This window comes from Kitasatospora sp. NPDC034023 (genome assembly GCF_055575795.1).
In genome coordinates, this window is the sequence record NZ_JBVIRY010000005.1 from 247,647 (window position 1) to 272,664 (window position 25,018).

The window sequence follows — 25,018 nt, forward strand, 5'->3', positions numbered from 1 at the left end:
TCGTCCGGGGTCAGGGCTCGTCCCGGGGCCCGGGGCCCGGGGCCCGTCCGGGGTCAGCGGGCGAGGCGGTGGTAGTGCCGGTAGGCCTGGAGGGCCTCGGCGGCGGTGACGGCGGGCAGCACCGTCCAGGGCAGGAGGCCCGCCGCGGCGGCGAGGGTGGCCGGGGTGAGGACGGGGAGGGTGGCCGCCAGGGCGAGGCGCAGCCGCAGGTGGTGGGGCAGGTGGTGGGGCCGGCGGTGGGGGAGCCGGGGGCCTTCGGGGGCGGTGGCGGTCATGAGGCCTGGCGGGCCCGGTCGAGGAAGGCGCGCAGCTCGGCCCAGGCGTCGGCCGGGGCGTCGGGGTCGCCGGACATCGCGGCGGGGGCCTCGCGCCAGGCGGTGCGCACGGCGGTCGACAGGGTGGTGTCGCCGCCGCTGAAGAGGCGCCCGAGTTCGTCGAGGCGTTCGGCGATGCGGCGGACCCGGGGGTCGGTGGGCCCGGCCCCGGCGGTGCGCAGGGCCTCGGCGCTGCGGTAGAGCTGGGGCCATTCGACCTCCAGCAGGTAGTGGGCGGCGGGGCCGAGGGCGGCGGCGTGGTCGGCGAGGGCGTGGATCTGGTCGTCGTCGAGGTGGCGGTGCAGGGCCTCCCGGGCGGCGGGGCCGGTCGGGCCGGTGGCGCCGACGGCCTGGACCAGGCGCAGCAGGTCGGTGGTGGAGGGGGCGCGTTCGGCGCTGAGTTCGGTGTGCACGTGGGCGAGGCGCTCGCGCAGCGCCTGCAGGGAGGTGAGGGAGGCCTCGGTGGCGGCCAGGTGCTCGCGCACCAGGCGCACGGGGTCGATGCCGGCGTCCAGGCAGGTGGCGATGGTGTCCAGGCCCAGGCCCAGGCGGCGCAGGGCGAGGATCTGGTAGAGGCGGACGACGTCCTGCTCGGTGTAGGCGCGGTGGCCGGAGGCGGTGCGCCGGGAGGGGGCGAGCAGGCCGATCCGGTCCCAGTGGTGCAGCGTTCGTACGGTCAGGCCGCTGGCCTCGGCGAGCGGGCCGACCTTCCAGGTCTGTTCGGTGGGCATGGCACGAGCATTCCTCCTGACGTCGGGTGAGGTGCAAGCCCGGTTCGGGTTCGGGTTGTTCGGGGTCGGGGTCGGGGTCGGGGTCGGGGTCGGCTTCGGGTGCGGGTTCAGGGGTGGCCGGGCCGGGCGGGCAGCGGGTAGTCGGGCAGGTCGATGGCGTCGGCCTTGGCGAACTGGGCGGCGAGCAGGTTGCGCAGTGGCCGGCGGCCCATCCAGCGCATGGAGGCGGCGCGCAGGCGGATCATCAGGGCGCTGTCGGGGGCGTAGCCGGGCAGGCCGCCGGGCGGCAGCTCCTGGGCCTGGGTGACGTAGGGCCGCATCAGCTCCTCGTAGCGGGCGAAGGCGGTGCCGAAGTCGCCTTGGGCAGCGGCGAGTTCACCGGCGAGCAGGTAGGCGCCGACGAGGGCGAGGCTGGTGCCGAGGCCGGTGAGGGGGCTGGGGCTGTAGCCGGCGTCGCCGAGCAGGGCGACCCGGCCGCGGCTGTAGTGGTCGAGGCGGATCTGGCCGAAGGAGTCGAAGGCGAAGTCCTCGGCGGTGCGCATCCCGGCGAGCAGCCGGTCCACCTCCCAGCCGGCGCCGGCGAAGCGGCCGGCGAGCAGGCGCTTGAGGGCGGCGGTGTCGCGGCGCTCGTACGTCAGGGGCGCGGAGCGGAAGCCCAGGGAGGCCTTGACCTCGCCGGGCAGCCGGCCGGGGCGGGCGCCGGCGACCAGCCCGCCGGGGGCGTTGTACATCAGGAACCAGCTGTCGAGGTCGCGGGCGAGCGCGGCGTCGTGGACGGTGAACCAGGCGTGGTAGCCGCCGAGGGGGCGGTAGTGGCCCTCCTCAGGGCCGAAGGCGAGGCGGCGGACGGCGGAGTGCGGCCCGTCCGCGCCGATGACCAGGGCGAAGCGGCGGGCGGGGGCGTTCTCGAAGGTGACGGTGACGCCGTCGGCGTCCTGGGCGAGCGCGGTGACGGTGTCGTCCCAGAGGTACTCGACGCCGTCGGTGGACTCCCGGAGCAGGTCGGCGAGGTCGCCGCGCAGGATCTCGATCTCGGAGACGATGCCCTCGCCCCCGAACAGTTCGACGGGCATCCGGGCGCTCATCCGTCCGCGCCGGTCGACCAGGGCGATGCCGCGCTGCTCGACGCAGAGCGCGCGGGCCCGCTCCATCAGGCCCATCCGCTCGACGACGGTGCGCCCGGCGCCGCGCAGGTCGACGGCCTGCCCGCCGGGGCGCGGGCCGGGGGCGCGCTCGACGACGGTGGGGTTGAAGCCGTGGCGGCGCAGCCAGTGGGCGAGGGCGGGACCGGCGATGCCGCCGCCGGAGACGAGGATGTCGCTGGGGTGGTCAATGCTGCTCACGGGGTTCGCTCCGTCCGTGTGTCCGGCGTGTCCGGGGTGTCCCGGCGCGTTCGGGGTGTCCGGGGTGTCCGGGGTGTTCGACGCTGATGAATGTACGCCGTACGCATCGGCTCAACAAGCCATGTACTGCAGGGATTTGGGGACGGTGTACTAGTGCGCCAGGGTGCTCGAGGCCGCGCTCCCGGTGCCCGGTCGAGGGCTTTCGCGCAGGCGGGAGGCGGGCGGGGCGGACGGCGACGGGTGCACTAGTGCGGGACGATGGCGGCATGGAGAACACTCGACAGCTGGTGAGCTCCGGCTCACCCCTCGAACCGCGGATCGGCTTCTCCCGGGCCGTACGCAAGGGCCCGTACGTCGCGGTCGCAGGGACCGCCCCCATCGGCGAGAGCGGCACGGCGGTGGCCCAGGGCGACGTCCACGCCCAGACCGTCCACTGCCTGGACGTCGCCGAGGCAGCCCTGAAGGAGGCCGGCGCCTCGCTCAAGGACGTCGTGCGCACCCGCGTCATGCTCACCGACATCACGCGGTGGAAGGAGGCCGCGCGCGCCCACGGCGAACGCTTCGCGACGATCCGACCGGCGTGCACGTTCATGGAGGTGTCGCGCTTCATCGACGAGCGGTGGCTGGTCGAGGTCGAGGTCGACGCGGTCCTCGACCAGCTCGGTGAGCGCGAATAGCGTGATCAGCGGCCAGGCGGCCGGCCGGCCCGACGGCGCGGGTCAGTCCGTGTAGCGGGCCGTGCGGTAACCGCCGCGGGCCGTGCGCCCCACCTCCTCGGCGCCCCAGGTGTGCGGCACGGCCAGCTTCCAACGGGCCCGCAGGACCGCGTGCTCCGCACGGTCCCTCGTCACGAACCACTGCCCCATGCGGCACCACGCCAGCGGCTCGTCGGCCTCCGTCGCCACCGCCCGCACCAACTGCGCCGCCTGCCGGGCCACCTGACCCTCCAGCCCGTCCTGCGCCTCGGCGGCGTCCTGCGCCTCCAAGTACTGGTTCATCCGGTACGTGGCCTGGTCACCGTGCTGGAACATGGCGTACTCGGAGCCGCCCGCCATGTGCAGCCTGCCGTTCTCCGTGGCCACCGTGCCGCTGCGCACGACCTCTTCCTGGGCGTCGAGTGCGATCCCCCCGTTGAGCCGGTTGAGCAGCTTGGCCTTCTCGGGGGTGGCTTCGGGGATCTGGCCGCCGCCCGTGCCGCCCTGCGCGGAGTACACCTCGTGCAGGTCGTAGTCCCCGGTGTAGAGGTAGTGCTTCCACTGCGGGTCGGCCTTCAGCTGGGCCAGCTCCGGGCCGCCGTCCTGCGCCGCCATGTCGAGCGGCACGTACTGCTCGCCCCTGGCGCCGGTCCGTACGATCCCCAGGTCCAGGACCTGCTGGGGCGGGTGGTCGATCCGGACGCCGATCAGGCCCTGGTCGCTCCAGTGGCCGACGAAGCCGCTCAGGTCGTGGTCCTTCAGCCAGCGCAGCACGGTCGCGGGGTCGCCCTGCGCCTGCCCGGGCCCGGTGCCGTACTTGCGACGGACGGACGAGGGCTTGATGGACTTCTCCAGGATGGTGTGCGGCTTGGGCTTGGCGCCCTCCGCGATGCGCCGGATGGAATGCTCCCCGGTCTCGCGGACGGCGATGGTGTACTTGTGCTTCCGGCACACCTCCGCGATGGCGGCCCAGTGGTTCTCCCACACGATGTTCCGGAGCTCGGACGCCCGTCCGCCGGGTGTGACGGTCCCCTCCTTGTACGTGGCGGCCTCGCAGACCCTCAGCACGTTGTTCGGGTCCAGCTGTTCGCGCACCACGCGCTGGAGTACCGGCACCGTCTGACGGTCCGCCGAGCCGGAGCCGTCCCGGCGCCTGGCGATCATGCGGGACGCTGCCGCGTTGCCGACGGTGCGTTGCAGGGCCGCGCCGGCCTGCGGGGGCACCGTTCCGGCGTCGGATCGTGCACCGGTGCCGGGCCGTCGGGCCGGGCCCGCGTCGCGATGAGGACGCCCGGCCTTCTCCGGCTGCTGCCTCGCGTGCATGCTGAAACCCCCTCGGTCCCTTACGGTCCCCCTCGTCTCCGTTTATACAGGGGCCGTTGGCCGGACGTGGAGGGAAGTTCCGGCCTCACTCGCCGAGAGCCGTGCCCTCGCCGAGCGGTGCCGTCACGGCGCCGCGCCGCGCCGCGCAGGAAGTCGACTCCGTCGACTTCCTGCGCTTCGAAGCGGCCTACAAGGCCGTCCGATGTGGACCTCAGATGATCCGCAGGAAACGGCCTAGCCCCGCCGCAGGGCCCTCACCACCGCCGACAGGTCCTCCTCGGCGATCGACGGGTCCGCCAGCAGCACCTCGCGGGCCGCCGACAGGACCGGGCCGCCGCCCGCCAGGGCGAGGTCCTTGGCGGCAAGGCGGACCGGGAAGTCCGACTCGGTGCTGTGCGCCCGGGCCACCACCCCCGCGAGCGGCCCGGCCGACAGCACCTCCCGCGCCAGCTCCTGCGGCACGCCCAACTCCTCGGCCACCGCCAGTACTTCGCCGACCACCGTGACCGAGGCCACGATCGCGCCGATCACCACCACCTTCAGTGCCGCGCCCGACCCCGGGCCGCCGCAGCGCCGCACCCGGCCCAGACGCTCCAGGACGGGCTGCGCGCGGTCCAGGTCGGCGTCCTCGCCGCCCGCGAAGACCAGCAGGTCGCCGGTCGCCGCCGGTCCCACGCTGCCGACCACCGGGGCGTCCACCAGGCCGACGCCGTCCGGGAGTTGCGCGCGCAGCCCGGCGGTGGCGCGCGGGCCGATCGAGGACATGTCGATCCACAGCGTGCCCGGCGCCAGCTCCGCCGTGAACCGCCCGGCCACCTCGGCGACGGCCGCCGGGTCGGACAGCATGGTGACGACGACGTCCGCGCCCCGCACTGCCTGCGCCGGGGTCGCGGCCTCGGTGAGGCCGTCGGTGAGGCCGTCGGCGAGGGTGTCGATACGGCCGGGGGAGCGGTTCCAGACGGTCAACGGGTGGCCGGTGGCGGCGAGGCGACGGGCCATCGGCAGGCCCATCCGGCCCAGTCCCAGAAATGCGATCTTTTCCATGGCCGCAACGCTAGGCAGCCACAACCCAGGCGACAAGCGAATGTCTCGCATGGTAGGCATGCGGAATGGACATGGCTTGGCTGGACGTCTTCCGCACCGTCGCACACCTCGGCTCCTTCACCGCCGCCGGAGAACGGCTGGGCTTCACCCAGTCCGCCATCTCCCGCCAGATCGCCACCCTGGAAGGCGAGTTGGGCACCCCACTGTTCGACCGCCTGGCCCGCGGAGTGCGACTGACCGAGCACGGCCGGGCACTGCTGCCACACGCCGAAGCCATGCTGGAACGCCTCGACACCACCCGGCGCGACCTCGCCGCACTCACCGAACTCACCGCCGGACAGCTGCGGGTGGGCGCCTTCGACAGCGCCAACGCGGCCCTGGTCCCCGGCGCGCTCGCCGCCTTCCGCACCGCACACCCGCAGGTGGCGATCAGCCTCACCGAAGGCCTCTCGGCCCACCTGCTCGAGCTGCTCGGCAACGGCGCGATCGACCTCGCCGTGGTCGCCTCGTACGGCGAACTCACGGACGAGGCCGAACAGTTCGACCTTCGGCCACTCCTGGACGACCCCGTGCTGGTCGCCCTGCCACCCGGCCACCGCCTCGCCGGCCGACGACGCCTGCGACTGGCCGAACTCGCCGACGAACCCTGGATCGCCGCCCGCCGCCACGCCGAAACCACCCTCCTCGCGGCCTGCCTGCGCAGCGGCTTCCAACCCCGCATCGAATACGCCGTCTCCGCCTGGACCGCCAAACTCGGCCTGGTGGCAGCCGGCTTGGGCCCCACCCTCATCCCCTCCCTGGCCGCCCGCGCCGCCCGCCCCGACCTCGCCCTCATCCCCCTGCACCCCGACGACACCCCGGTCCGGCACGTCTACACGGCGACCCGCAGGGGCCGGCGAGTACCGCCGGCGGTGAAGGGCTTCACGGACTTCCTGCGGGAGGCAGCGGACGCGGGCGCGGGGGCGGGGGAGTAGGGGGCACGCGGGTCCGCGCCCCATCGGACCGGGGCCGGCTCCTCGGTGGAACGTGCCACTTGTGGGGCCGGTGCATTTGCGGGGAGATCCACGAGGGAGAGCGTGGTACGTCAGTCACGCAAGCCTTCGACAAGCTTATCCATGCCGAGATACGGGAACTCCCGCTTGAGATCGTCCGCCGAGTACTCCGGACGGTAATGCTGGAACCGCAGCATCTCGTCCGGACCGCGGGTGACTGTAATGAACCCGATGTCAAAGCGGTAAACCGGATCGAAAGACTCTCGCACGGCGCTCAGGAGGAAGTTCGCCGCCGCTGAAGTCTGCATCGTGAGCAGGTGTACGATATCGCAGTTGTCGTCGAACTCCTTCCCCAGTCTTTCGTACAGTGGCGGATCCCAGGGAATCTCCTTGTACTTGGCATGCAGCTCCAGCTGGCGAGGATCCCATCGGGCGTTCTTGAAATGGATGTCCAGGAACTGCATGAGGTCGCCCCAGGCGAGCGAGAAATTCTTGAATGCCCTCGCGAGCTGCCGGTAGTCGCGAGGCGGAAAGAAGCGACTCTTCACCCAGATATGGGAATTCTGGAGGTGGCTGAACCGTTCCGATGTCATGCGTGGGTGCGGAGAGAGCAGCCACGATGTCCAGGCATCCCAGTCATCAAGCAGAACCTGACGCTCCCACTCGCTCAGGAGTGCCGCCATATTCTCGTCCTTGGCTTGGCGTTCTTGCGAATGGCGATCGCGTTGCCGCTTCACCCGCTCCTCGTGCTCGGATTTCATCACGAGCAATTGGTCGACCGAGAAGAATTTCCCGTTGGCGGAGTCGATCACTTTGTGATGCTCTTCGCACAGCAGGATCATGTTGGCGTATGAGTCGCGTTCGGGCTTGGGCATGCGGGGGTCGGCCCTGGGGCCGCCGTCGTTTTCGGCGACGATGTGTGCTTCCTCGCCCAGTGTCACACCGACTCCCGAGCCGTCCTCCGTATATCCCCCGAGATCCGCCACCAGTTCTCTGGGACACTCAGGGAAGGCGCACTCGTTGCCTGAGCGCCCCCAGAGCATCTTCCTGTCCTTGGCCGAAATCCCCACGATACCCCCGACCGGCGCCCGGCTTGGTGATGGACAAAGCATTCGGCTCTGTCGGGGTAAGCGTACTCCCGGGCAACCTGCCGTTCGGCCGTATCGCCTGTATCGCCCGCTGCTGCCCCCTTTCCGGCGGCACCGCCATCAACATGCTGCGCCGCATGGTGGCGAACCTGGGCGGCAACGGGAACCTCCCCGACTGACCGCCGACTCCTGCGCCATGGCGGGATGCCCGGAGGCCGGAGGGGAATTGACCCATGAAAACGGCCTCTGATTGCCACATGACCATGGGTCTATTCGGCCGTAGATTGATCACATGACGACGACGAAGAACATCCCCGCCACCGCTGCCGCTCCTGTCGCGACCCCCGTCCTGACCCGCTGCGCCGAGGCCGAGACCTGCGCCGACCCCAGCGCCACCATGACCCTCCTCGCCGAGACGGACCCGGGTGCGGGCGGCTTCACCGTCTACCGCTCCACCTTCGCCGAGGGCGCCGCCGGGGCCCCCTCGCACTTCCACACCCGGGCCTGGGAGCTGTTCTTCGTGATCAGCGGCTCGCTGGAGGTACTGGTCGGAGAGGAGGTCACCGTCCTGGGCGCGGGCGACTTCCTCGCCGTGCCCCCGCACACCCCGCACGCCTTCGCGGCCGCGCAGGGGGCCGAGGCCGACGTGCTGTTCATGTTCACCCCCGGCATGGAGCGCTTCGACTACCTGCGCCTGCTGGGCAGCGTCATGCGCGGCGAGACCGCGCCGGCGGCGATCGCCGCCTCCTCCGAGCGCTTCGACAACCACTACGTCGACAGCCCCGCCTGGCGCGAGGCCCTGGCGAGCCGCGCCTGAGCGGCGGGGCTCCCCGGCCGCCGGCGGCTCGACGGGCCGGGACGGCCCGGGTGTGGAACGGTGGAAGACCAGGGTGTCCCGGTTGCGAGAGGAGAGGCCATGTCGTCGAAGCGCCGCCGCAAGAAGAAGGCCCGGGCCAGGCGCGGGGCCAACCACGGCCGCCGCCCCCAGTGCTGAACGGCTGAGCAGCTGAGCGGCTGACCGCGCGGCCGTCGGCGGCATCCCGCCGACGGCCGACAGCTGACGGCTGACAGCCGCGCCCGTCCGCGTTCGGCACCGCCCGCCCGTCACTCGACGGCGCGGGCGGTGCTCCCCCGTGCCTCAGCGCGTGCTCGACGGTCCCGCCCGCGCTCGGCCTCTGGTCCCGGGCGCACCACTCGGCCACGTCCGCCGCCTCGATCCTGGGCAGCACGTCGGTGATGTCCTCCCGGACCACGAAGTAGGCCCGTGCGGAGATCCGGCAGAGCAGTAGCGCATCGGCGTCGGAGAGACTGTGGAGCACGGCAAGGCCGTCCGGGCGGACGGAGAAGTCCCTGACCTGGGTCAGCACGTGCTCGACGCCCTCCACCGCCCCCAGTGCGCCCACCAGTTCCCGGATCCGCTCCCGTTCCGCCGCCCTCGCCGCCCGCGCCCGCGGCGAGTGGATCAGGGCGACCATCCGCCGGTCGGTGGGCCAGTGTGCGCGCAGCGCTCGGAAAGCCTCCCAGAGCCGGGACAGCGGATAGAGGAGGAGGTACAGGATGCTTTCCACCGGCCGGAGGTCCTCTCGGGTCGCGCACGCCTCTGCGCCCACACCCTGCCCCGCCCGCGCCCCGGACCGCAATCCGCTCCCGTACTCAATTCCCCTCCGTGGCCCCACGGTTGCCGAGCGCGCCCACCCCCCCGACCCCCGCGACCCCCGCCACCCCGGGCGGCCTGCGGCTGCGCGGGAAGTCGGAGGGGCCGACTTCCCGCGCAGCGGGCCGGGTCGTCAGGGCTGGGCGAGGTAGGAGGCGACGAAGGCGTCCAGGTCGGCGAGGGCGGAGGCCAGGTCGGTGGGGGCCAGTTGCCTGCCGGCGGTGCTGGTGGCGAGGAAGAAGCCGAGGGCGGCCTGGCAGGTCGGTACGGGGGAGGCGGCCGTCGGCACGGTGCAGCTGATCTCCTGCCCGGGGCCGCCGGGGGTCTGGAACGCCACCAGGGCGACCGTGCGGTCCGGCCCTCCGCTCGCGGGAAGGTTCGGCTCGCGGGTGCCCGCCGGGACGCCGACGGCGGTGAGGAACACGCCCGGGGCGTGGACCGGGAGGGCGTGCAGGCGGTCGGCGCCCTGGCGCGGCGGGGAGTTGCAGATGTTCGGCGCGGCCGCGGCCTGGGGCACGAACGGGCAGGCCAGGTCGATGTTCGTCTGCGCGCCGCCGCTGACGAAGACGGCCTGCACCACCGAGGCGAACCGGGTGCCGGCCGGGTTGGCGACAGGAGCGCCGGGGTGGACGAACGCCTGCTCTCCGCCGTCGCCGCTGAAGAAGACCACGTCACAGGTCCAGTCACCCGGCGCGACGAGGTACTGGACCTCGCCCGGGTACCGGGCGGCGAACACCGCGGCCGAGGACGGCAGCGCGACGCCGTCCGGCACCGCCACCGAGGACGGCGCGGCCGCGAGCGGCGGCAGGCCCGGAGCGAGCGCCTCGGCCGGACACGCCCGCACCGGCGCCGTACCGGCGGCCGCGGCAGGCCACGCCCCGTACGCGAACTGGCCGCCGCCCGCGAGCACCGCCGCCGCGACCAGGACCCCCGCCCGCACCCGCCGCGCCCCCGTCCGGCGCCCGGCGGCCGTGCCACGCGTGCCACGCATACCCCACCTCCAGGGCGAAAAGGTCCGAGCGGCCACGGCGGGTCACCGACCCCGTTCCGGAGCCGCCCGCGAGGGATCCCGTTCCGGAGCCGCCCGCTAGGCGGTCACGTAGGCGGTCACGCCACCAGCGTAGATCCGCCACACCAGCCCCGCGCGCCGTACACCCCGCCCCCGCCCCCCGGGCCCTGCCGCCCCTGGACCCTGCCGTACCCGGCCGTACCCGGCCCCGAAGTGACCATCCGTCAGATTCCCGCGCCCGGGGAATCGCCACGCCCGCACCGGCAACTCCCCGTCCCCGACGATCCGACGCCACCCCGACCCGGCGGCCCCGTCCCGGGGGCGGGTTGAGCCGCCGGGCGGCGTTCGGCCGTAGACGTGGAAGGGGCGCCGCCGGTCGGAGGGGGCGCCGGGGCGTCAGGAGGCGGGCATGCTCAGGTATCACGGCGCGTGGCGGATCACGGTGATCGGGCGCAGCGCCGACTTCGACCAGCGGGCGGTCGTGCGCGGACCGTACGGCAGCCGGGTGCTGGCCGGGCGGGTCGGCGCGGCGCTGGAGGTCGACGAGGAGAGCTGGACGCTGTCCCTGGAACACCACCTGTGGGGGCGCAGCTGGCAGCCGAACCTACGCACCACCCCCGGGCCGGTCACCGAACGCGACGGTGTCCGCAGCCAGTTGCTCACCAGCAACGACTGCCACTGGCCGGGCAAGGCGCTGGACTACGTCAACTTCGTGCTGCGCCTGGACCAGGTCCTCGCCACGACCCCTGCGCCGGTGCGCGCCGTCCGTCTGACCGAAGTGCCGATCGACGCGCCCCTCCAGGCCGTCCGCACCTCGTCCTCGGACTGGTCCGAGCCCGGGCACACCGCCGCCCCCGCGACCCGGCCGGGGGAGACCGCGCGCCGGGCCGCCTGGTAGCCGGCCGGCGCTCGCCCGGGCCGGCACGGCTAAAGTCCCAGGTGAGCACCCGTCGCGCCCGAGGAGACCACGCCATGCCGACCGACCCCGCCCGTCCGGAGCCCGCGCGTCTGGGACTGGGCACCGCAGCCGTCGGCCGGCCCGGCTACATCACCCTGGGGCGCGACGCGGACCTGCCCGCCGAACGCACCGTCGAGGCGCTGCGCGAGCGCACCCACGCCCTCCTCGACGCCGCGTACGCCGCCGGGGTGCGCTACCTCGACACCGCCCGCTCCTACGGCCGCGCCGAGGAGTTCCTCGCCCGCTGGCTGGACGAACACCCCGAGGCGGCGGCCGAGGTGACGGTCGGCAGCAAGTGGGGCTACACCTACACGGCGGGCTGGCAGGCGAACGGGGTCGCCGCGCACGAGGTCAAGGAGCACTCGACGGCGGTGTTCGACCGCCAGATCCGCGAGACCCGCGCCCTGCTCGGCGACCGCCTCGACGTCTACCTCGTCCACTCCGTCGTGCCCGGCAGTCCCGCCCTCACCGACCCCGCCCTGCACGAGCGCCTGGCCGCCCTCGCCGCCGAGGGCGTGCGGGTGGGCCTGTCCACCAGCGGCCCCGCCCAGGCCGACACCATCCGCGAGGCCCTCGCCGTCACCGTGGCCGGCCGCCCGCTGTTCACCGCCGTCCAGGCCACCTGGAACCTGCTGGAGACCTCCGCCGCGCCCGCCCTCGCCGAGGTCCACGCGGCCGGCTGGCTCGTCGTGGTCAAGGAGGGCATGGCCAACGGCCGCCTGGCCGGCCGCAACGCCACCGGCCCCGACACCGCCGCCCTGCGCACCCTCGCCGCCCGCACCGGCACCACCCCCGACGCCCTCGCCCTGGCCGCGGCCGCCGCCCAGCCCTGGGCCGACGTCGTCCTGTCCGGCGCCGCCACCCTCGACCAGCTCGCCTCCAACCTGACCGCGGCCGAGGCCCATCCGACCCCGCAGGACCTCGCCGCCCTCGCCGCCATGGCCGAGCCCGCCGAGGCGTACTGGCACACGCGCTCGCAGCTGCCCTGGGCCTGAGCGGACGCCTGAGCGGACACCCGAACGAACGCCTGATCGGATACCTGATCGGCCGTCGTCGGCGGCGGCGGACGTCGGGCGTCACCGGGCACCAGGGCACCCGGGCGCACCCGCCCCGTTGTCGGTGCCCGCTCCTACGGTGGGCGCCATGACACAGCCACCGGACCTCGACCTCGCCGCCGCCCTCTCCGCCCTGCCCGTGGCTCTGCCGCCCGGCCGCCTCGTCGCCGCAGACGAAGGAGGCGAAGGAGGCGAAGGAGGCGAAGGAGGCGAAGGGAACGGCGGGGACGGGCGGGAGCCGCTGCTGTGGATCAGCGACGCCCCCGCCCCCACCGGCCTGTGGGCGCGACTGCACCGCGCGCACCCGCAGACCGGCCTGTGGCCGCTGCTGCTCAGCCCCCTGGGCGACGGCCCCGACTACCGGCCCTGGCTGTCCGGCGAGCTGTACCCGAGCCAGGCCTGTGCTCCCGACCGGTACGACCCGGCCGCCCTGCTGCACCGCTGGTGGGAGGCGGACGGCGACGGCGAGGAAGAGGCCGGCCACGACGACGGCGGGGTCGGCCACGACGACGGGGACGAGGACGAACTCGCCGAGGCCCTGGCCCCCTACGGCCGCACCTGGCCCGGCCCCGCCCCGGCCGCCGACGTGCCCGACGGCGCGGCCGGCGCCGAGGCCCGCGAACTGGCCGACGTGCTGCAGTCCGTGAAGGACGCCCGCCTCGGCCTCGTCCGGGCCGGCAGCGGCGCCGAGGCGCTGGCGGTGTGCGGGTGGAGCGGACCGGTCAACCACGAGAACGACATCGCCAAGATCGCCGCCGTGCTCGCCGACTGGGAACGCCGCTTCGGCGCCCAGGTCGTCGAAGTCGGCTTCGACACCCTCCGGTTGAGCGTCCCCGTGCCGCCCGCCACGCTCGCCGAGGCGCTCCCGCTGGCCGCCGAGCACACCGCCCTCTGCCCCGACCTGGTCTTCCAGGGCGCCGGCCGCCTCACCGAGTACGCCGAGCAGCTGGTGGGCGCCCGCCAGTGGTTCTTCTGGTGGGACTGACCGGGAAAGCGGCCGGGGGCCGGCCGGGCGCGTCAGTACTCGGAGCTCGGCGCCGCCGTGGTCGGCCCGAGGTCCGGCTGGTCGCGCAACTCCACTGCCTCGCCGTGCCGTTCGAGCTCCAGCACGACCAGCTCATTGCCGCCCGGGCGCCACAGCGGCGCGGGGGCGTAGAGGGTGCGCTGGGGGCCGGCGGCGCAGTAGCGGCCGAGCAGGAAGCCGTTGAGCCACAGCAGTCCGCGCCCCCAGCCGGGCAGGGCGACGAACGCGTCGGCGGGGGAGGGGAGTCGGGCGGTGAAACGGTGGAACACCGGCTCCCCGTCCCGGACCGGCGTGCCCGGCCTGCCCGTCACCCCAGGCCTGCCCGCCGTGCCCGCCGCACCAGGCGTACCCGGCGTGCCCGGGGTGCCTGGGGTGCCCGGGGTGAAGCGCAGCGCGGACAGGTCCGTCAGCGGCAGCGGCCGGATCTGCCAGCCGAACAGCCGCTGGCCGCCGTGCGAGACGCCGCGCGTGATGCCCTTGCGGTCGTCCATGTTCGGGCCGTAGTTCACCCGCCCCAGCGCCTCGACCAGGATGTCCAGGGTGACCCCGTCGGCGCCGGTGGCCAGGTCCAGCGTCGCACCGGGGGAGTTGCGCTCCAGCACCCCGAGCGGGCGCCCGTCCGCGAATACCTGCGCCCGGTCGGCCAACCCTTCGATGCGCAGCGGCAGTTCGGGGCGGGGGCCGGGCACGCGGGTGCGGTAGTGGATCAGGCCCAGGGACTGCCCGAGCTGCTCCATGGGCAGTGGCGCGGCCCGCTCCACCGGCTGCGACAGCGCGTCCAGGCTCTCCAGCAGCGCGGCCCGCCCGTCCGCCCGCAGGCGCTGCGGCGCCACCCGGGGCAGGGGGGCGGGCAGTTCGCGCTCCGGCAGGGGCAGGTACCGGCCGATGACCTCCCGCAGCGCGTGGAACTTGTCGGTCAGCTCGCCGGCCTCGCCGATCGGCGCGTCGTAGTCGTAGCTGGTGACGGTCGGCTCGTACCCGCCGTCCAGCGGGTGCGCACCGAAGTGGTTGGCGCCGGCCCACAGGCCGAAGTTGGTGCCGCCGTGCGCCATGTAGAGGCTGACGGAGGCGCCGGTGGCCAGCAGCTCGTCCAGGGACGCGGCGGTCTCCTTGGCGTCGCGCACGTGGTGGGGCAGGCCCCACTGGTCGAACCAGCCGATCCAGAACTCCATGGCGGTCAGCGGCCCTTCGGGCTGGTGGCGGCGCAGCACCGCCAGCCGCTCGGGGGCGCGCGAGCCGAAGGTCGCGGTGGCCAGGTGCCCGGGCAGGGCGCCGCCCTGCTGCATGGTGTCGTGCGCGCCGTCGGTGGTGAACAGCAGGCAGTCCACGCCGCGCCGCTCCAGCCCGTCGCGCAGGTGCCGCAGGTAGGCCGTGTCGTCGCCGTAACTGCCGTACTCGTTCTCCACCTGCACCGCCACCACCGGCCCGCCCCGGCTCGCCAGCAGCGGCAGCACCTCGGGCACCAGCGCGTCGAACCAGCCGTCCACCTCGGCCAGGTACGCCGGGTCCGCGCAGCGCAGCCGCAGCCCGTCCACGGCCAGCAGCCGGGCCGGCAGCCCGCCGAACTCCCACTCCGCGCAGATGTACGGGCCGGGCCGCAGCACCACGTCCAGGCCCATCTCCCCGGCCAGCCGCACGAACCGGGCCACGTCCCGCCAGCCGGTGAAGTCGACCCGGCCGTCCGGCAGTTCGTGGAAGTTCCACGGCACGTACGTGTCCACCGTGTTCACCCCCAGCGCCCGCACCCGCCGCAGCCGGTCCTCCCACAGCTCCGGGTGGATCCGGAAGTAGTGCACCGCCCCGGCCACCACCCGGTGCGCCACCCCGTCCCGCACGAACCCGTCCGCGTCGTACCCGAGCATGCGCACACCCGCCTTCCGGTCTGGAGAACCCGTCCCGCCCGAGCCTAGCCGGGCCGGCCGGAACCACCCCGGGGCACTGACTCCGGGTGACCGGTTCCCCACTCTCCGAGCTATCGCCGACTTGTGGATGTGGCCTTCCGCACATGGAGATATTTGACCGGCAGGCACGTCACCCCTACCTATACGTGACGGATTCGCCCGCCACCCCCGCGCCCTACCGTCGGGGACGTCAGCAGGAACCACCGACCACCGCGACGAACCCCAGGAGCACCCCATGACCGCCTACGCGATCGCCCAGGTCCACTCGGTCGAGTTCGGCCCCGACATCGTCGAGTACCTGGAGCGCATCGACGCCACCCTCGACCCCTTCGGCGGCCGCTTCCTCGTCCACGGCGGCCCGTCCGAGACGGTGGAGGGCCGCTGGGGCGCCGGCGGCACGATCGTCATCGGGTTCCCCGACGTCGAGCGGGCCCGCGCCTGGTGGCACTCGCCCGCCTACCGGGAGATCCTGCCGCTGCGCACCCGGCACATGAACGCCGACATCATCCTCGTCGAGGGCGTGCCGACGCCCGGCTACCGCGGGGCGGACGCGCTCGCGCACTGAGCCGGTGCTACGGCCGCACCCGCTCGCGCCACCACGCGACCGTCGCCGCGACCTGCTCCTCCAGCGGCGTCGCCCGCACCGTGAACGCCTTCTCGTACGCGGAGGAGTCCACGACGAACGGCCGGTCGAACTGGTAACGGGTCTCGCGCAGTTCGCGCAGCAGCGGGGAGAACAGCCCGGCCGCGCCCAGCAGGACGGGGGACAGACGGCGCACCGCGACCGGCGCGGTGCCGGCCTCGGCGGCCAGGCGATCGACCATCGCGCGCACCGGCTCGGCGGGGACGGTGGGCACGTGCCAGGCCCGGCCCCAGGCCCGCTCCTCGCCCGCGACCTCGACCAACGCCCGTGCCACGTCCGGCAGGTAGGTCCAGCTGTGCGGGGCGTCCGGGTCACCGAGGACGGCGACGGAGCCGCCCTTGAGCACGCCCGGCATCGCGCGCGCCGCCAGGTGGCCGCCGTCGGTGACGCCGGGGCCGAAGAAGTCGGAGGCACGGACCTCCACCGCCCGGATCCGCCCGGCCTCGTGCAGCGCCCGCGCCTGCTCCCACGCGGCCGCCCGCACCCGCCCCTTGGGTCCGGTCGCGGCGAGCGGCAGGTCCTCGGTGATGGGGCGGGCGGGGTCGGCCAGCAGCCCGTAGCCGTACAGGTTGCCGAGCATGACCAGCACCGCGCCGCTCTCCTCGGCCGCCGCGCACAGCGAGGCGGACAGGGCCGGCCAGCGCTGGGCCCACTGCGGCAGCGGCGGCGCGGCGCAGCCGTGGATCGCGACGGCGCCGCGCGCGGCCTGCGCCAGCGCCGTGGGGTCGCTCGCGTCGACGGCGAGGTGCTCGACGCCCTCGACGCCCTCGACGCCGTCAGCGCCCTCGGCGCCCTCGGCAGGCTGGTGCGCGGGGCGTCCGGATCGGGTGACGACCCGGACCTGGTGGCCCTGTTCGGCCAGCAGACGGGCGGTGGCGGCCCCGGCGGGCCCGTATCCGACGACGAGATGGAAGCTCACCCGCCCCACCCTATCCACGTCCCGACCGGGGCGACGCGGCGCGTCAGGCACCGAGGCCCCGGCGTCAGCCGTCGAGGTCCCGCGTCGGACGCCCCGGCCTCACGTCAGCCGCCGGGGCCTCGCGCCAGCCGCCCGGCCGGCGAACCTGCGCGCCTGCCATGCGTGCTGACGGGCCGCATTGCTGCCGTCCAGCTGCCCGGCGAAGGCACGGCGCGCCGCCTCGACCAGGTCCGGCGACACGTCGGGGCGGGCCAACTCGATCGCCCACAGCGCCTCGTCGGTCTCCATGTCCAGGCCCAGGCAGCTCGGCACCCCGCGCCCGGCCAGGGTCCCGGCCAGGACCGACTCGAAGACGGCCCGCAGCCGGTCCCGCTCCACCGCGCCGCCCTCAGTCACCGCTGCCGCTGTTCGTGTTCCGGCGCCGCCGGCTGCGCAGGGCGCTGCGCAGCACCTCCCCGGTGCGGACCGTGAGGGCCGCGACCACGCGGGTCCAGGGCGGCCCGCCCCGGTCGGCCCACACCACGCATCCGCACCCGGCGACGACGAGTACCAGCACCCCGATCAGCACCGCACCGACCACCACGGCCACCGGCCCTTCCGTTACGACCTACGACTAAGACGACGACGTACTACGTGTCACGTGCGGATCCTTCCACCCGGTTCGGCCGTGAACCCCGAGGCTGTGCCAGGATGCCGTAGCCGATCTTCCTGATCACCGCACCAGGCGCACCAGGCACGCCAGCCGCACAAGCGCCGGCCGTACAAGCCGTACAAGCCGTATCCCGAGGAGAGTCCCCGTGGCCACTGCCCGCTTCGCCACCCTGCACACCACGGCGGGCCCGATCCGCCTGGAGCTGTTCCCGTTCCACGCGCCGAAGACGGTCCGCAACTTCGTCGAACTCGCCGAGGGCACCCGCGAGTACACGGACCCGCGCAGCGGTGAGCCGGGCAGCGGCCCGTACTACGACGGCACGCTGTTCCACCGGGTGATCGCGGGCTTCATGATCCAGGGCGGTGACCCGACCGGCACCGGCACCGGCGGCCCGGGCTACGCCTTCGCGGACGAGTTCCACCCGGAGCTGTTCTTCACCAAGCCGTACCTGCTCGCGATGGCCAACTCCGGCCCGGGTACCAACGGTTCGCAGTTCTTCATCACGGTGGGCACTCCGGCCCACCTCAACCGCAGGCACACCATCTTCGGCCAGGTCGCCGACGCGGCCTCCAAGGCCGTGGTCGACGCGATCGCCACCGCCCCCACCGAGGACGAGCGCCCGGTGACGGACGTGGTGATCGAGTCCGTCGAGATCACCTACTCCTGAGCCCGAGGATTCCGAGGACCCGATGAGCGTCGCACCGCAGAGCTTCCCGTCGCACCCGATCCGCGGGGTGCAGGCGCGTTACGTCCGCCAGAGCGGCTGCCCCTGCGACGTGGCGATCGTCACCGTGGACTTCGAGCCGTGGGAGGAGGGCGTGCACCTGGAGGTGGCGCCGGACGCCACGGTGCGCGGCGACTCCGACCCGCACTACCTGGCGCTGTTCCACGCGGCGCTGGCCGAGGGGGTGCGCGAGGAGCTGGCCGAGCGGGCGCCGGGACGGGCGGTGGCGCTGGCGGTGGTGGTGCACTTCACCGTCGTGCACGAGTTGGACTCGCGCGAGCACTCCTTCCGGGTGGCCGGACGGCTGGCCGCGCGCGAGGCCCTGGCCCGGGAGGGCGGCGGTCCCGGGGAGGACGCGGACGGCCGCCGCCCGGTGGAAAGCGGGCGGCGGCCGGAGAGCTGACGGCGGACCGTCAGGTGCAGCTGGTGAACGTCGGGCTGGTGTTGGCGACGTAGAGGGTCGGCCCGGCGTTGGGGTCGGAGGTCACCGGGATGGTGATGGTGTCGTCGGCGGTCCACGGGATGCCGTGGGCATCGAAGGTCCAGGTGCCGGTGACCTTGCGGGCGACCGCGGCCAGCGTCACCCAGCCGTACTGCTGTTGCGGGACGGAGACGGTGACGGCGTTGTTGACGCTGCGCGAGCCGTTCCAGACGTTGGTGAAGGTCAGGCCGACCTTGACCGCCGCGTTCAGGGCGCCCGGCGCGCCGGCGGAGATCTCGCTGCCGATCTCGGAGCCGAGGGAGGTCGACCAGCCGCTGGTGTCGGTGACCGCGAAGCTCTGCTGGACGGTGCCGCTGGTGTTGTTGAACCAGACCGCGGAGGAGCAGATCCGGGGCAGCGGCGCGGCCGGGGCCTCGCTCTGGACGGCCCAGGAGCAGGTGGAGGCGTCCTTCTGGCACTGCTTGGCGGCGTGGTCGACGGCCAGGGTGCGGGCGGCCTGCGGGAAGCCGGTGGCCCACTGCTGGTTGGCGGTGCCGTTGCAGGCGTACTGGTCGGTCCAGGCGTCGTCGTACTGGCCGCCGCCCAGCAGGTCCAGGCAGGTGTTGTCGCCGGCGTGGCGGATCATGAAGGCGTCGCCGCCGCCGGGCGCGGGCTGCAGGAACCAGCGCTGGCTGGCCTGACCGGCGCAGGTCTGCTGGCGCAGGGCCGGGACGAACCAGGAGGCCAGGTCGATGCACTTGCCGGTGTCGTTGTTGACGATGGTGAAGGTGTAGTCGGAGGTGTCGACGTTCAGCCGCCAGGACTGGTGGTAGCCGGGCGCGGAGTTGGTGACGACGTAGACGCCGTCGCCGGTGTTGCCGTTCTGGACGTCGAGTTGGCGTCCGTTGCTCAGCGACTTGATGGTCAGGCACTGCTGCGGCGTGGCGCACGTGGCGGCCGGAGCGGCGGCGGGCGCGGGGGCCGGGGCGGCGTGGGCGGGCGCGGCGCTCAGGCCCAGAGCGGCGCAACAGGTCACCAGGAAGGCCGCGAGCAGGCGCAGCCAGGGCGCCGTACGGCCGGGGTTCTCGGTGGCGGGCAAGGAGGGTGTCCTTTCGTCAGGGGAGAAACAGGGAGGGGAGAGGAGGGGAGGGCGTCAGGGCGCGGCGGCGAAGGCCGCTTCCAGGCGCGGGACGTAGTCCGTGAGGTCCTGCGCCCAGCAGCCCGCGGTGTGGCCGCCGTGGCAGTCGGCGCCCCAGCCGGTGCCGTCGCCGTAGTCGACGTAGTGGTACGGCAGGTGGAGGGCGTCCAGGCGCTCCTTGAGGCGCTTGGCGGTGCCCTCGGCCCAGAACTCCATGTCGGCGGGGTTGCCGTTGCCGTTGCCGGTGTAGACGGCGATGCCGGTGTGGGCGAGCAGGGCCGCCCGGGAGGCCGGGTCGGCGGCGTTCCAGCGCCAGTCGGCGTTGAACACCGGGTACGGGGTGCCGAAGAGGGCGTCGCTGGAGACGGTGGGCCCGTAGTCGAAGCCGCAGGGGCGGCCGTCGCTGGGGCCGCACAGCACGGTGCCGGCGTTGGTCAGCATGGCGACGACGGCGCCGCGCAGGACCATCTGGTCGGCGGACAGGTCGTTGGCGCCGGACATGGTGAGGACCTGGCCGAACAGCTCGGGGCGGTCCTGGGCGTAGTGCAGGGCGCCGAAGCCGCCCATGGACAGGCCGCCGACGGCCCGGTGGGCGCGGTCGGTGCGGGTGCGCAGGTTGGCGTCGACGAACGGGAGGACCTGGTTGAGGTGGAAGGTCTCCCAGTTCTGCGCGCCGGCGGCGGTGCCCTGGTCGAGCCAGTCGGTGTACCAGCCGCGCAGGCCGCCGTCCGGGATGACCGTGATCATCGACTGCGCGGCGGCCAGCGCGGGGTAGGCCAGCGCCGGGTCGCTCGGGTTGTCCGAGGCGCCGTGCAGGAAGTACAGCACGGGGTAGCGCTGGTCGGGGTGCTGCGCGTAGTCGGCGGGCAGCAGGATCCGGATGGTGTGCTGCCCGGCGACCTGGGGGGTGGTGACGGTGATGACGAAGTTGGTGGCGCTGCCGGTGGCGGTGCCGACCTGGGTCAGCCCGAAGCCGTCCGCCAGCGGCGGCGGCCCGGCGGGCTCCCCGGAAGCGGACCCCCCGGAAGCGGACCCCCCGGAAGCAGACTCCCCGGGAGCGGGCTCCTGTGCGGGGACGGCGGCGGCCGCGGGCGCGGCGAGCAGGAGCAGGCAGGCGGCCAGGGCGGCGACGGCCGTACGGGCGCGCCGCAGCCGGGCGGGCAGGAGCCGGGCTGGGGTCATGGGTGGTCGTCCTCGGCCTTCGACGGGGCGGTGGTGACGGGCTGTCCCGGCAGGCGGTTCTGACGATCGGTCCTGATGATCGGTCTCACCTCTCCTGTCTGAACATCGACAACTCTCGTCACATCACCCGCTCCGCGCCAGAGCGCCCGGCGGCGCACCTGGGCCACTGGCGCATGTGAGCCACCCGCCCGGGTAGGCTCCTCCGGCCACCCGGTACGGCCGGGCGGCAGGGGACACGATGACCGGGGGGTGTCGTGCACGACGTCTTGGATCCGGACTCCGAACGCGGCCGCGTCTACCGCGGCCTGGTCGGACGGCCACGCGCCCGCCCGGCCGACCTGGCACACGGCGCGGGCCTGGACGAGGACACCGTGCTGGCCGTCCTGCGCGACCTCGCGGACGAGGGCGTCGCCGTGGCCATCGACAGCACCGGCAGCGCCGACGACCGCGACCACGACTGGGAGGCGCTGCCACCGGGCCGGGTCGTCGAGACGGTGCTGCAACGCGACGCGCTGCGCCAGGCCACCGCCCGCCGGGCCGGGGCCGAACTGGAACGCCTCTACCGCTTCGCCCGGCGCGACGCCGGCAGCTACGGCGCCCTGGAGGTGGTCGAGGACCCCGCCGAGGTGCTCGCGGCCAGCCGCCGCCTGCAGCTGATGGCCCGTCACCAGGTACGGGTCATCGACGTGCCCCCGTACTCCGGCAGCCACGCCCACTACGCCGACCAGGAGGTCCTGCAGCGCCGCCGGATGGCCGCGGGCGTCGTCTACCGCGCGATCTACCAGGGCTGCGCGTTCGAGGACCCGGTGGCCGGGCCCAACATGGCCCGCATGGTCGAGGCGGGGGAGCAGGCCCGCACCCTGGACGAGCCGCCGCTCAAACTCGCCATCGGCGACGACGACCTCGCCATCGTCACCCTGCCCGCCGACGACCGCCCCGGCGTCGTCTCCCTGCTGATCCGCCCCTCCGGCCTGCTGCAGGCCATGACCGGCGTCTTCGAGACCCTGTGGCGCCTGGCGGTCCCGGCCACCGTGGTCGGCGTCGACCTGCGCGTCGACGAACGCGACCGGCGCATTCTCACCCTGATGGCCGGCGGCGCCACCGACGACGCCATCGCCCGCCGCCTCGGCCTGGGCCGGCGCACCGTGGTACGCCGCGTCTCGGTCCTCCTCGCCCACCTGGGCGCCACCACCCGCTTCCAGGCCGGCGTCCAGGCAGCCCGCCGGGGATGGCTCTGAACCGGGGGCCGCAGCCCGGGATGCCGTAGCGCGGGGCCGCAGCACGGCGGCGGGGCCGCAGGGCAGTTCGCCCCGCGGCCCCGCCATCCTGCCGTCCTGCTGTCCCGCCCTCCTGTCGTCCTGCCGTCCGTGACGCGTTCTCAGCAGGCGCCCGCCGGGCGGTCGCGGACCACCAGGTCGGTTCGGCCGGCGGTCGCGTCCAGCCAGATCACCCGGGTGCCCTGGTCGGCGGCGGCCTCGTACTGGCCGCCGCGGTCGCAGGAGAGGCGCTGCGGGGTGCCGCCGGCGAGCGGGACCTGCCACAGCTTGGGCAGCGCGGCGTTGGTCCAGCCGCCGGCGGGCTTGTCGCTCTCGACCCGGTAGGTGACGGCCTGGTCGGAGGCGGTGAGGACGGTGGAGCGCGGGGCGTTCGGGGAGTCGCCGCTCAGCAGGTCGACGATGCCCGAGCCGTCCAGGGCCGCGGAGCGGATGGTGGCGCGCCGGGTGTGGTCGGCGGGGAAGTCCAGCCACAGCAGGCGTCCGCCCGCCAGGGTGAGGGAGGCGGCGCTGCTGGGCCCGGTTCCGGCCGGGGCGTGTTCGGCGTACCGGGCGGTGACCTTCCCGGCGGCGACGGAGTAGAGCGTCGGTACGGTCACCAGCGGGCCGTCGCCGTCGCGCCAGGTCTCGTTCCAGGCGAGGAGGCCGTCCTTGAGGGCGAGTTCGGACGCGTTGTGCCCCTCGGGCACCGGGAGTGCGACCGGCGCGCCGCCGTCGTGGCTCAGGTACGGCCGGGTGTGGCCGTTCTCGGTGAGGGTGAAGGCGATGTCGGTGCCGGAGATCCGGGCGTTGCCGAGCTGCTGGGCGGTGCTGGTGGAGCGGAAGACGCTGCGTACGGGGCCGGCACCGCTCAGCGGGGCGGTCAGCACTTCCTGGCTCGCGCCCTGGGGGCCGCCCATGGCCGCCCAGACGGCGTTGGTGCCGTCGGTGGTGGCCCAGCTGTGGATGCGGCCGTCCTCGGGGCTCAGGCGTACCGGGGTGCCGTGTCCGTCGACGGTGCCGGTGTACAGGCCGGTGCCGGCGGGACCGTCGCCGAGGATCAGCCAGTGGCCGCGGGCGACGGCCGGGGTGGCCATGCCGTTGGAGATGTTCGGCAGCAGGGTGCGGCTGTCGGTGCCGAGCCGCTTCTGCCAGCCGGGGCGGATCCCGTGCGCGTCGAACGCGGCCGCGACGGAGCGCAGTTGACGCTTGGTGAGGCCCAGGTCGCGGCCGGCCGAGAGGACCGCGTCGCGGCCGGCGGTGAAGTCGTCCAGCGGGGTGAGGTAGTCGGCGAGCGCGTGGTAGACGACCCGGTCGGCGGTGAGCGGGTCGAGGGTGCGCCGGATGTCCCACAGCGCCCCGCTGAAGATGGTGGAGTTGTAGTGCGCTCCGCCCTGGTCGATTTCGTAGCGGGTGCCCAGGTAGTCGGCCTCCGTGGTGCGGTGGTCGTCCAGGCGGCGCTGGGCGCAGGCCTGCGGGGTGCCGCCGCGGCACAGGCCCTCGCCGAGCAGTGCGGCGGCTGGGTCGTCCATGGACAGGCCGCGGGCGGTGGCCTCGATGGCGTTGCCGAAGTAGTCGGAGATCCCCTCGTTCATGGCGCCGGGCTGGCCGAGGGCGAAGAGGTCGGCGGTGTGCTCGACGACGCCGTGGGTCATCTCGTGCGCGGCCACGTCCAAGGCGACGGAGAACGGGTAGTAGCCGGGGCCGGAGCCGTAGACCATCTTGGAGCCGTCCCAGAACGCGTTCGGGAACGGCTTGCCGCCGTCGCTCGCGTTCACCACGGAGACGATCGCCCCGCCCTTGCCGTCCAGGCCGTCGCGGCCGAGCCGGTCGCGGTAGAAGTCGTACACGATACCGGCGTTGACGTGGGCGTCGGTGGCGCCGTGCTCGCCGGTGGCGGCGGGGAAGTCGGGGGTGGGGGAGGAGGCGGGGACGGCGTCGGCGGGGACGGGCACGTGGTCGAAGTCGCCCGCGTCGCGGCCGTCGGCGTCGTAGGTGGTGATGGTGGCGGGGCGGGTGAGGTCGGTGAGCTGGTAGGTGCCGTCCGCCCGCTTGGCGATGTTCACGGCGGCGGTGCGTCCGTGGGCGTCGGGGGCGGTGCCGGTGGCGGGCTGCAGGCTGTCGGCGGCGGCGGGGGCCGGGGCGGTCGCCGCCCCGGTCGCCGGGTGGGGCGCGCCGGCGTCGTGGGCGAGGGCGACCGCGCCGGTGGTGGCGTCGACGTACACCTCCCGGACGCCGGCCGCGGCCTTGTCGCGCACGGTGTAGTGCTCGGTCAGGCGGCCGCCGCCGTCGGGCAGGATCACCGCGCCGCGGTCCTCGGCGGTGGCGGTGGCGGTGGTCTGCGGGCTTGCGGGTGCGGCGGCCTGGGGGCCGGTCGGCGCGGTGAGCGCCGCCTGCCGCAGGGTCTCGGCCGGGACGGTGGGGGCGGTGGGGGCGCTCAGGCCGGTGAAGTAGCGCCCGCCCGCCGATTCCACCTTCTGCCCGGCGCCCTGGCCGGACAGGTGCACCAGGTACTGGCCGCCGAGCACCGGGATCCCGCCGTGGCGCTGCTCGAACCTGACGGTGCGCCGGCCGTCGGGGCCCTGCGTGGAGCCGAGTTCGGCCAGCTCGCCGGTGTCGATGTGGTAGCGGTCGGGGTGCGCGGCGAGGTGGGCCAGGGCGGCCGGGGCCGGGTCGCCCTGGGCGGGTTCGGACAGGCCGGTCACCAGCTGCGGGGCGGCGGTGTCGCGGCCGGCCACCAGGGCCGGCACCGGGTCCGCGTCCGGCGCGGGCGCGCCCGCCGCCGGTACGGCCAGGGCGGGCGGTACGGCCAGCGCCAGCGTCACGACGGCTGCGGCGCCAAGGGTGAATGTGCTTGCGGTACGGGGGAGTCGGGGCACGGCGGTCCTCTCGTGCATGGGTCAAGGGTGCGGCGGCACGACGGCTCACCGCACCGACCACAATAGGCAGACCGCC

The 25,018-nt window shown here is 74.2% G+C and carries 26 protein-coding genes; 12 read left to right on the plus strand and 14 right to left on the minus strand.

Going from position 1 to position 25,018, the window contains the following annotated elements; all coding sequences use genetic code 11:
* Nucleotides 1-53: 53 nt before the first annotated feature.
* The 3 genes from ACZ52R_RS10275 to ACZ52R_RS10285 all read right to left on the minus strand — a co-directional run bounded on the left by ACZ52R_RS10275 (nt 54) and on the right by ACZ52R_RS10285 (nt 2,388).
* Complete coding sequence (locus tag ACZ52R_RS10275) at nt 54-275, minus strand: hypothetical protein (RefSeq protein WP_465753301.1); 222 nt, start codon at nt 273-275, stop codon at nt 54-56.
* On the minus strand, nt 272-1,045 hold the full coding sequence (locus ACZ52R_RS10280) for a MerR family transcriptional regulator (protein WP_465753302.1): 774 nt from the start codon (nt 1,043-1,045) through the stop codon (nt 272-274). The genes ACZ52R_RS10275 and ACZ52R_RS10280 overlap by 4 nt, the downstream gene beginning before the upstream one ends.
* Before the next feature lie 107 nt (nt 1,046-1,152).
* Entirely contained in the window at nt 1,153-2,388 is a 1,236-nt protein-coding gene (locus ACZ52R_RS10285; protein ID WP_465753303.1) for an FAD-dependent monooxygenase, read from the minus strand.
* 266 nt (nt 2,389-2,654) lie between these two features.
* Here ACZ52R_RS10285 and ACZ52R_RS10290 point away from each other — a divergent pair, with 266 nt between their 5' ends.
* A complete protein-coding gene (locus ACZ52R_RS10290) occupies nt 2,655-3,065 on the plus strand; it encodes a RidA family protein (protein ID WP_465615055.1) in 411 nt (136 codons plus the stop codon).
* A gap of 42 nt (nt 3,066-3,107) precedes the next feature.
* Here ACZ52R_RS10290 and ACZ52R_RS10295 read toward each other — a convergent pair whose 3' ends face one another.
* Both ACZ52R_RS10295 and ACZ52R_RS10300 read right to left on the minus strand, forming a co-directional pair.
* Nucleotides 3,108-4,406: a hypothetical protein gene (locus ACZ52R_RS10295; RefSeq protein ID WP_465753304.1), complete on the minus strand. Its 1,299-nt coding sequence runs from the start codon at nt 4,404-4,406 to the stop codon at nt 3,108-3,110.
* Between the two features lie 234 nt (nt 4,407-4,640).
* A complete protein-coding gene (locus tag ACZ52R_RS10300) occupies nt 4,641-5,450 on the minus strand; it encodes an NAD(P)-dependent oxidoreductase (RefSeq protein WP_465663681.1) in 810 nt (269 codons plus the stop codon).
* Nucleotides 5,451-5,515: 65 nt separating this feature from the next.
* Here ACZ52R_RS10300 and ACZ52R_RS10305 point away from each other — a divergent pair, with 65 nt between their 5' ends.
* A complete protein-coding gene (locus tag ACZ52R_RS10305) occupies nt 5,516-6,424 on the plus strand; it encodes a LysR family transcriptional regulator (protein WP_465615058.1) in 909 nt (302 codons plus the stop codon).
* Between the two features lie 110 nt (nt 6,425-6,534).
* On the opposite strand, the gene ACZ52R_RS10310 is transcribed toward ACZ52R_RS10305, so the two are convergent.
* Nucleotides 6,535-7,383 (minus strand): HNH endonuclease, encoded by an 849-nt coding sequence (locus ACZ52R_RS10310; RefSeq protein ID WP_465615059.1) that lies wholly within the window; start codon nt 7,381-7,383, stop codon nt 6,535-6,537.
* A gap of 158 nt (nt 7,384-7,541) precedes the next feature.
* Here ACZ52R_RS10310 and ACZ52R_RS10315 point away from each other — a divergent pair, with 158 nt between their 5' ends.
* The 3 genes from ACZ52R_RS10315 (at nt 7,542) to ACZ52R_RS10325 (ending at nt 8,524) form a co-directional block, all read left to right on the plus strand.
* Nucleotides 7,542-7,709 (plus strand): hypothetical protein, encoded by a 168-nt coding sequence (locus tag ACZ52R_RS10315; protein ID WP_360497621.1) that lies wholly within the window; start codon nt 7,542-7,544, stop codon nt 7,707-7,709.
* A gap of 113 nt (nt 7,710-7,822) precedes the next feature.
* The gene (locus ACZ52R_RS10320; RefSeq protein WP_465753305.1) at nt 7,823-8,347 is read left to right on the plus strand and encodes a cupin domain-containing protein; all 525 of its coding nucleotides are present in this window, start codon (nt 7,823-7,825) and stop codon (nt 8,345-8,347) included.
* A 99-nt stretch (nt 8,348-8,446) separates the two neighbouring features.
* A complete protein-coding gene (locus ACZ52R_RS10325; protein WP_464336931.1) occupies nt 8,447-8,524 on the plus strand; it encodes a hypothetical protein in 78 nt (25 codons plus the stop codon).
* A gap of 793 nt (nt 8,525-9,317) precedes the next feature.
* Here the strand turns inward: ACZ52R_RS10325 and ACZ52R_RS10330 are convergent.
* Nucleotides 9,318-10,175, minus strand: coding sequence for a hypothetical protein (locus ACZ52R_RS10330; RefSeq protein ID WP_465615062.1), 858 nt, complete (start codon nt 10,173-10,175; stop codon nt 9,318-9,320).
* A gap of 427 nt (nt 10,176-10,602) precedes the next feature.
* On the opposite strand from ACZ52R_RS10330, the gene ACZ52R_RS10335 reads away from it, so the two are divergent.
* The 3 genes from ACZ52R_RS10335 (at nt 10,603) to ACZ52R_RS10345 (ending at nt 13,191) form a co-directional block, all read left to right on the plus strand.
* A complete protein-coding gene (locus tag ACZ52R_RS10335; RefSeq protein ID WP_465753306.1) occupies nt 10,603-11,091 on the plus strand; it encodes a hypothetical protein in 489 nt (162 codons plus the stop codon).
* A 74-nt stretch (nt 11,092-11,165) separates the two neighbouring features.
* Nucleotides 11,166-12,146, plus strand: a complete 981-nt coding sequence (locus ACZ52R_RS10340; RefSeq protein WP_465615064.1) for an aldo/keto reductase — start codon at nt 11,166-11,168, stop codon at nt 12,144-12,146.
* A gap of 148 nt (nt 12,147-12,294) precedes the next feature.
* The gene (locus ACZ52R_RS10345) at nt 12,295-13,191 is read left to right on the plus strand and encodes a DUF4253 domain-containing protein (protein WP_465753307.1); all 897 of its coding nucleotides are present in this window, start codon (nt 12,295-12,297) and stop codon (nt 13,189-13,191) included.
* 32 nt (nt 13,192-13,223) lie between these two features.
* Here ACZ52R_RS10345 and ACZ52R_RS10350 read toward each other — a convergent pair whose 3' ends face one another.
* A complete protein-coding gene (locus ACZ52R_RS10350) occupies nt 13,224-15,092 on the minus strand; it encodes a glycoside hydrolase family 35 protein (RefSeq protein WP_465753308.1) in 1,869 nt (622 codons plus the stop codon).
* A 274-nt stretch (nt 15,093-15,366) separates the two neighbouring features.
* Here ACZ52R_RS10350 and ACZ52R_RS10355 point away from each other — a divergent pair, with 274 nt between their 5' ends.
* Nucleotides 15,367-15,696, plus strand: coding sequence for a DUF1330 domain-containing protein (locus ACZ52R_RS10355; protein WP_465615067.1), 330 nt, complete (start codon nt 15,367-15,369; stop codon nt 15,694-15,696).
* A 7-nt stretch (nt 15,697-15,703) separates the two neighbouring features.
* On the opposite strand, the gene ACZ52R_RS10360 is transcribed toward ACZ52R_RS10355, so the two are convergent.
* From ACZ52R_RS10360 to ACZ52R_RS10370, 3 genes are all read right to left on the minus strand, one after another.
* Nucleotides 15,704-16,693, minus strand: coding sequence for an NAD-dependent epimerase/dehydratase family protein (locus ACZ52R_RS10360; RefSeq protein WP_465753309.1), 990 nt, complete (start codon nt 16,691-16,693; stop codon nt 15,704-15,706).
* Nucleotides 16,694-16,792: 99 nt separating this feature from the next.
* Entirely contained in the window at nt 16,793-17,089 is a 297-nt protein-coding gene (locus ACZ52R_RS10365; protein ID WP_465753310.1) for a hypothetical protein, read from the minus strand.
* Nucleotides 17,082-17,282, minus strand: a complete 201-nt coding sequence (locus tag ACZ52R_RS10370) for a hypothetical protein (protein WP_465663691.1) — start codon at nt 17,280-17,282, stop codon at nt 17,082-17,084. The genes ACZ52R_RS10365 and ACZ52R_RS10370 overlap by 8 nt, the downstream gene beginning before the upstream one ends.
* A 208-nt stretch (nt 17,283-17,490) precedes the next feature.
* On the opposite strand from ACZ52R_RS10370, the gene ACZ52R_RS10375 reads away from it, so the two are divergent.
* Together ACZ52R_RS10375 and ACZ52R_RS10380 are read left to right on the plus strand one after the other, a co-directional pair.
* Complete coding sequence (locus tag ACZ52R_RS10375; RefSeq protein ID WP_465753311.1) at nt 17,491-18,012, plus strand: peptidylprolyl isomerase; 522 nt, start codon at nt 17,491-17,493, stop codon at nt 18,010-18,012.
* Between the two features lie 22 nt (nt 18,013-18,034).
* Entirely contained in the window at nt 18,035-18,472 is a 438-nt protein-coding gene (locus ACZ52R_RS10380) for a hypothetical protein (protein ID WP_465615070.1), read from the plus strand.
* Between the two features lie 10 nt (nt 18,473-18,482).
* On the opposite strand, the gene ACZ52R_RS10385 is transcribed toward ACZ52R_RS10380, so the two are convergent.
* Nucleotides 18,483-19,589, minus strand: coding sequence for an RICIN domain-containing protein (locus ACZ52R_RS10385; RefSeq protein ID WP_465663692.1), 1,107 nt, complete (start codon nt 19,587-19,589; stop codon nt 18,483-18,485).
* Between the two features lie 54 nt (nt 19,590-19,643).
* Nucleotides 19,644-20,810 carry an alpha/beta hydrolase gene (locus ACZ52R_RS10390; RefSeq protein WP_465663693.1) on the minus strand — a complete coding sequence of 389 codons (1,167 nt, stop codon included), beginning with the start codon at nt 20,808-20,810 and terminating at the stop codon, nt 19,644-19,646.
* Between the two features lie 254 nt (nt 20,811-21,064).
* Here ACZ52R_RS10390 and ACZ52R_RS10395 point away from each other — a divergent pair, with 254 nt between their 5' ends.
* Nucleotides 21,065-22,048: a hypothetical protein gene (locus ACZ52R_RS10395; RefSeq protein WP_465663694.1), complete on the plus strand. Its 984-nt coding sequence runs from the start codon at nt 21,065-21,067 to the stop codon at nt 22,046-22,048.
* 140 nt (nt 22,049-22,188) lie between these two features.
* Here ACZ52R_RS10395 and ACZ52R_RS10400 read toward each other — a convergent pair whose 3' ends face one another.
* Nucleotides 22,189-24,960 carry a M4 family metallopeptidase gene (locus ACZ52R_RS10400; protein WP_465663695.1) on the minus strand — a complete coding sequence of 924 codons (2,772 nt, stop codon included), beginning with the start codon at nt 24,958-24,960 and terminating at the stop codon, nt 22,189-22,191.
* Between the last annotated feature and the right edge of the window lie 58 nt (nt 24,961-25,018).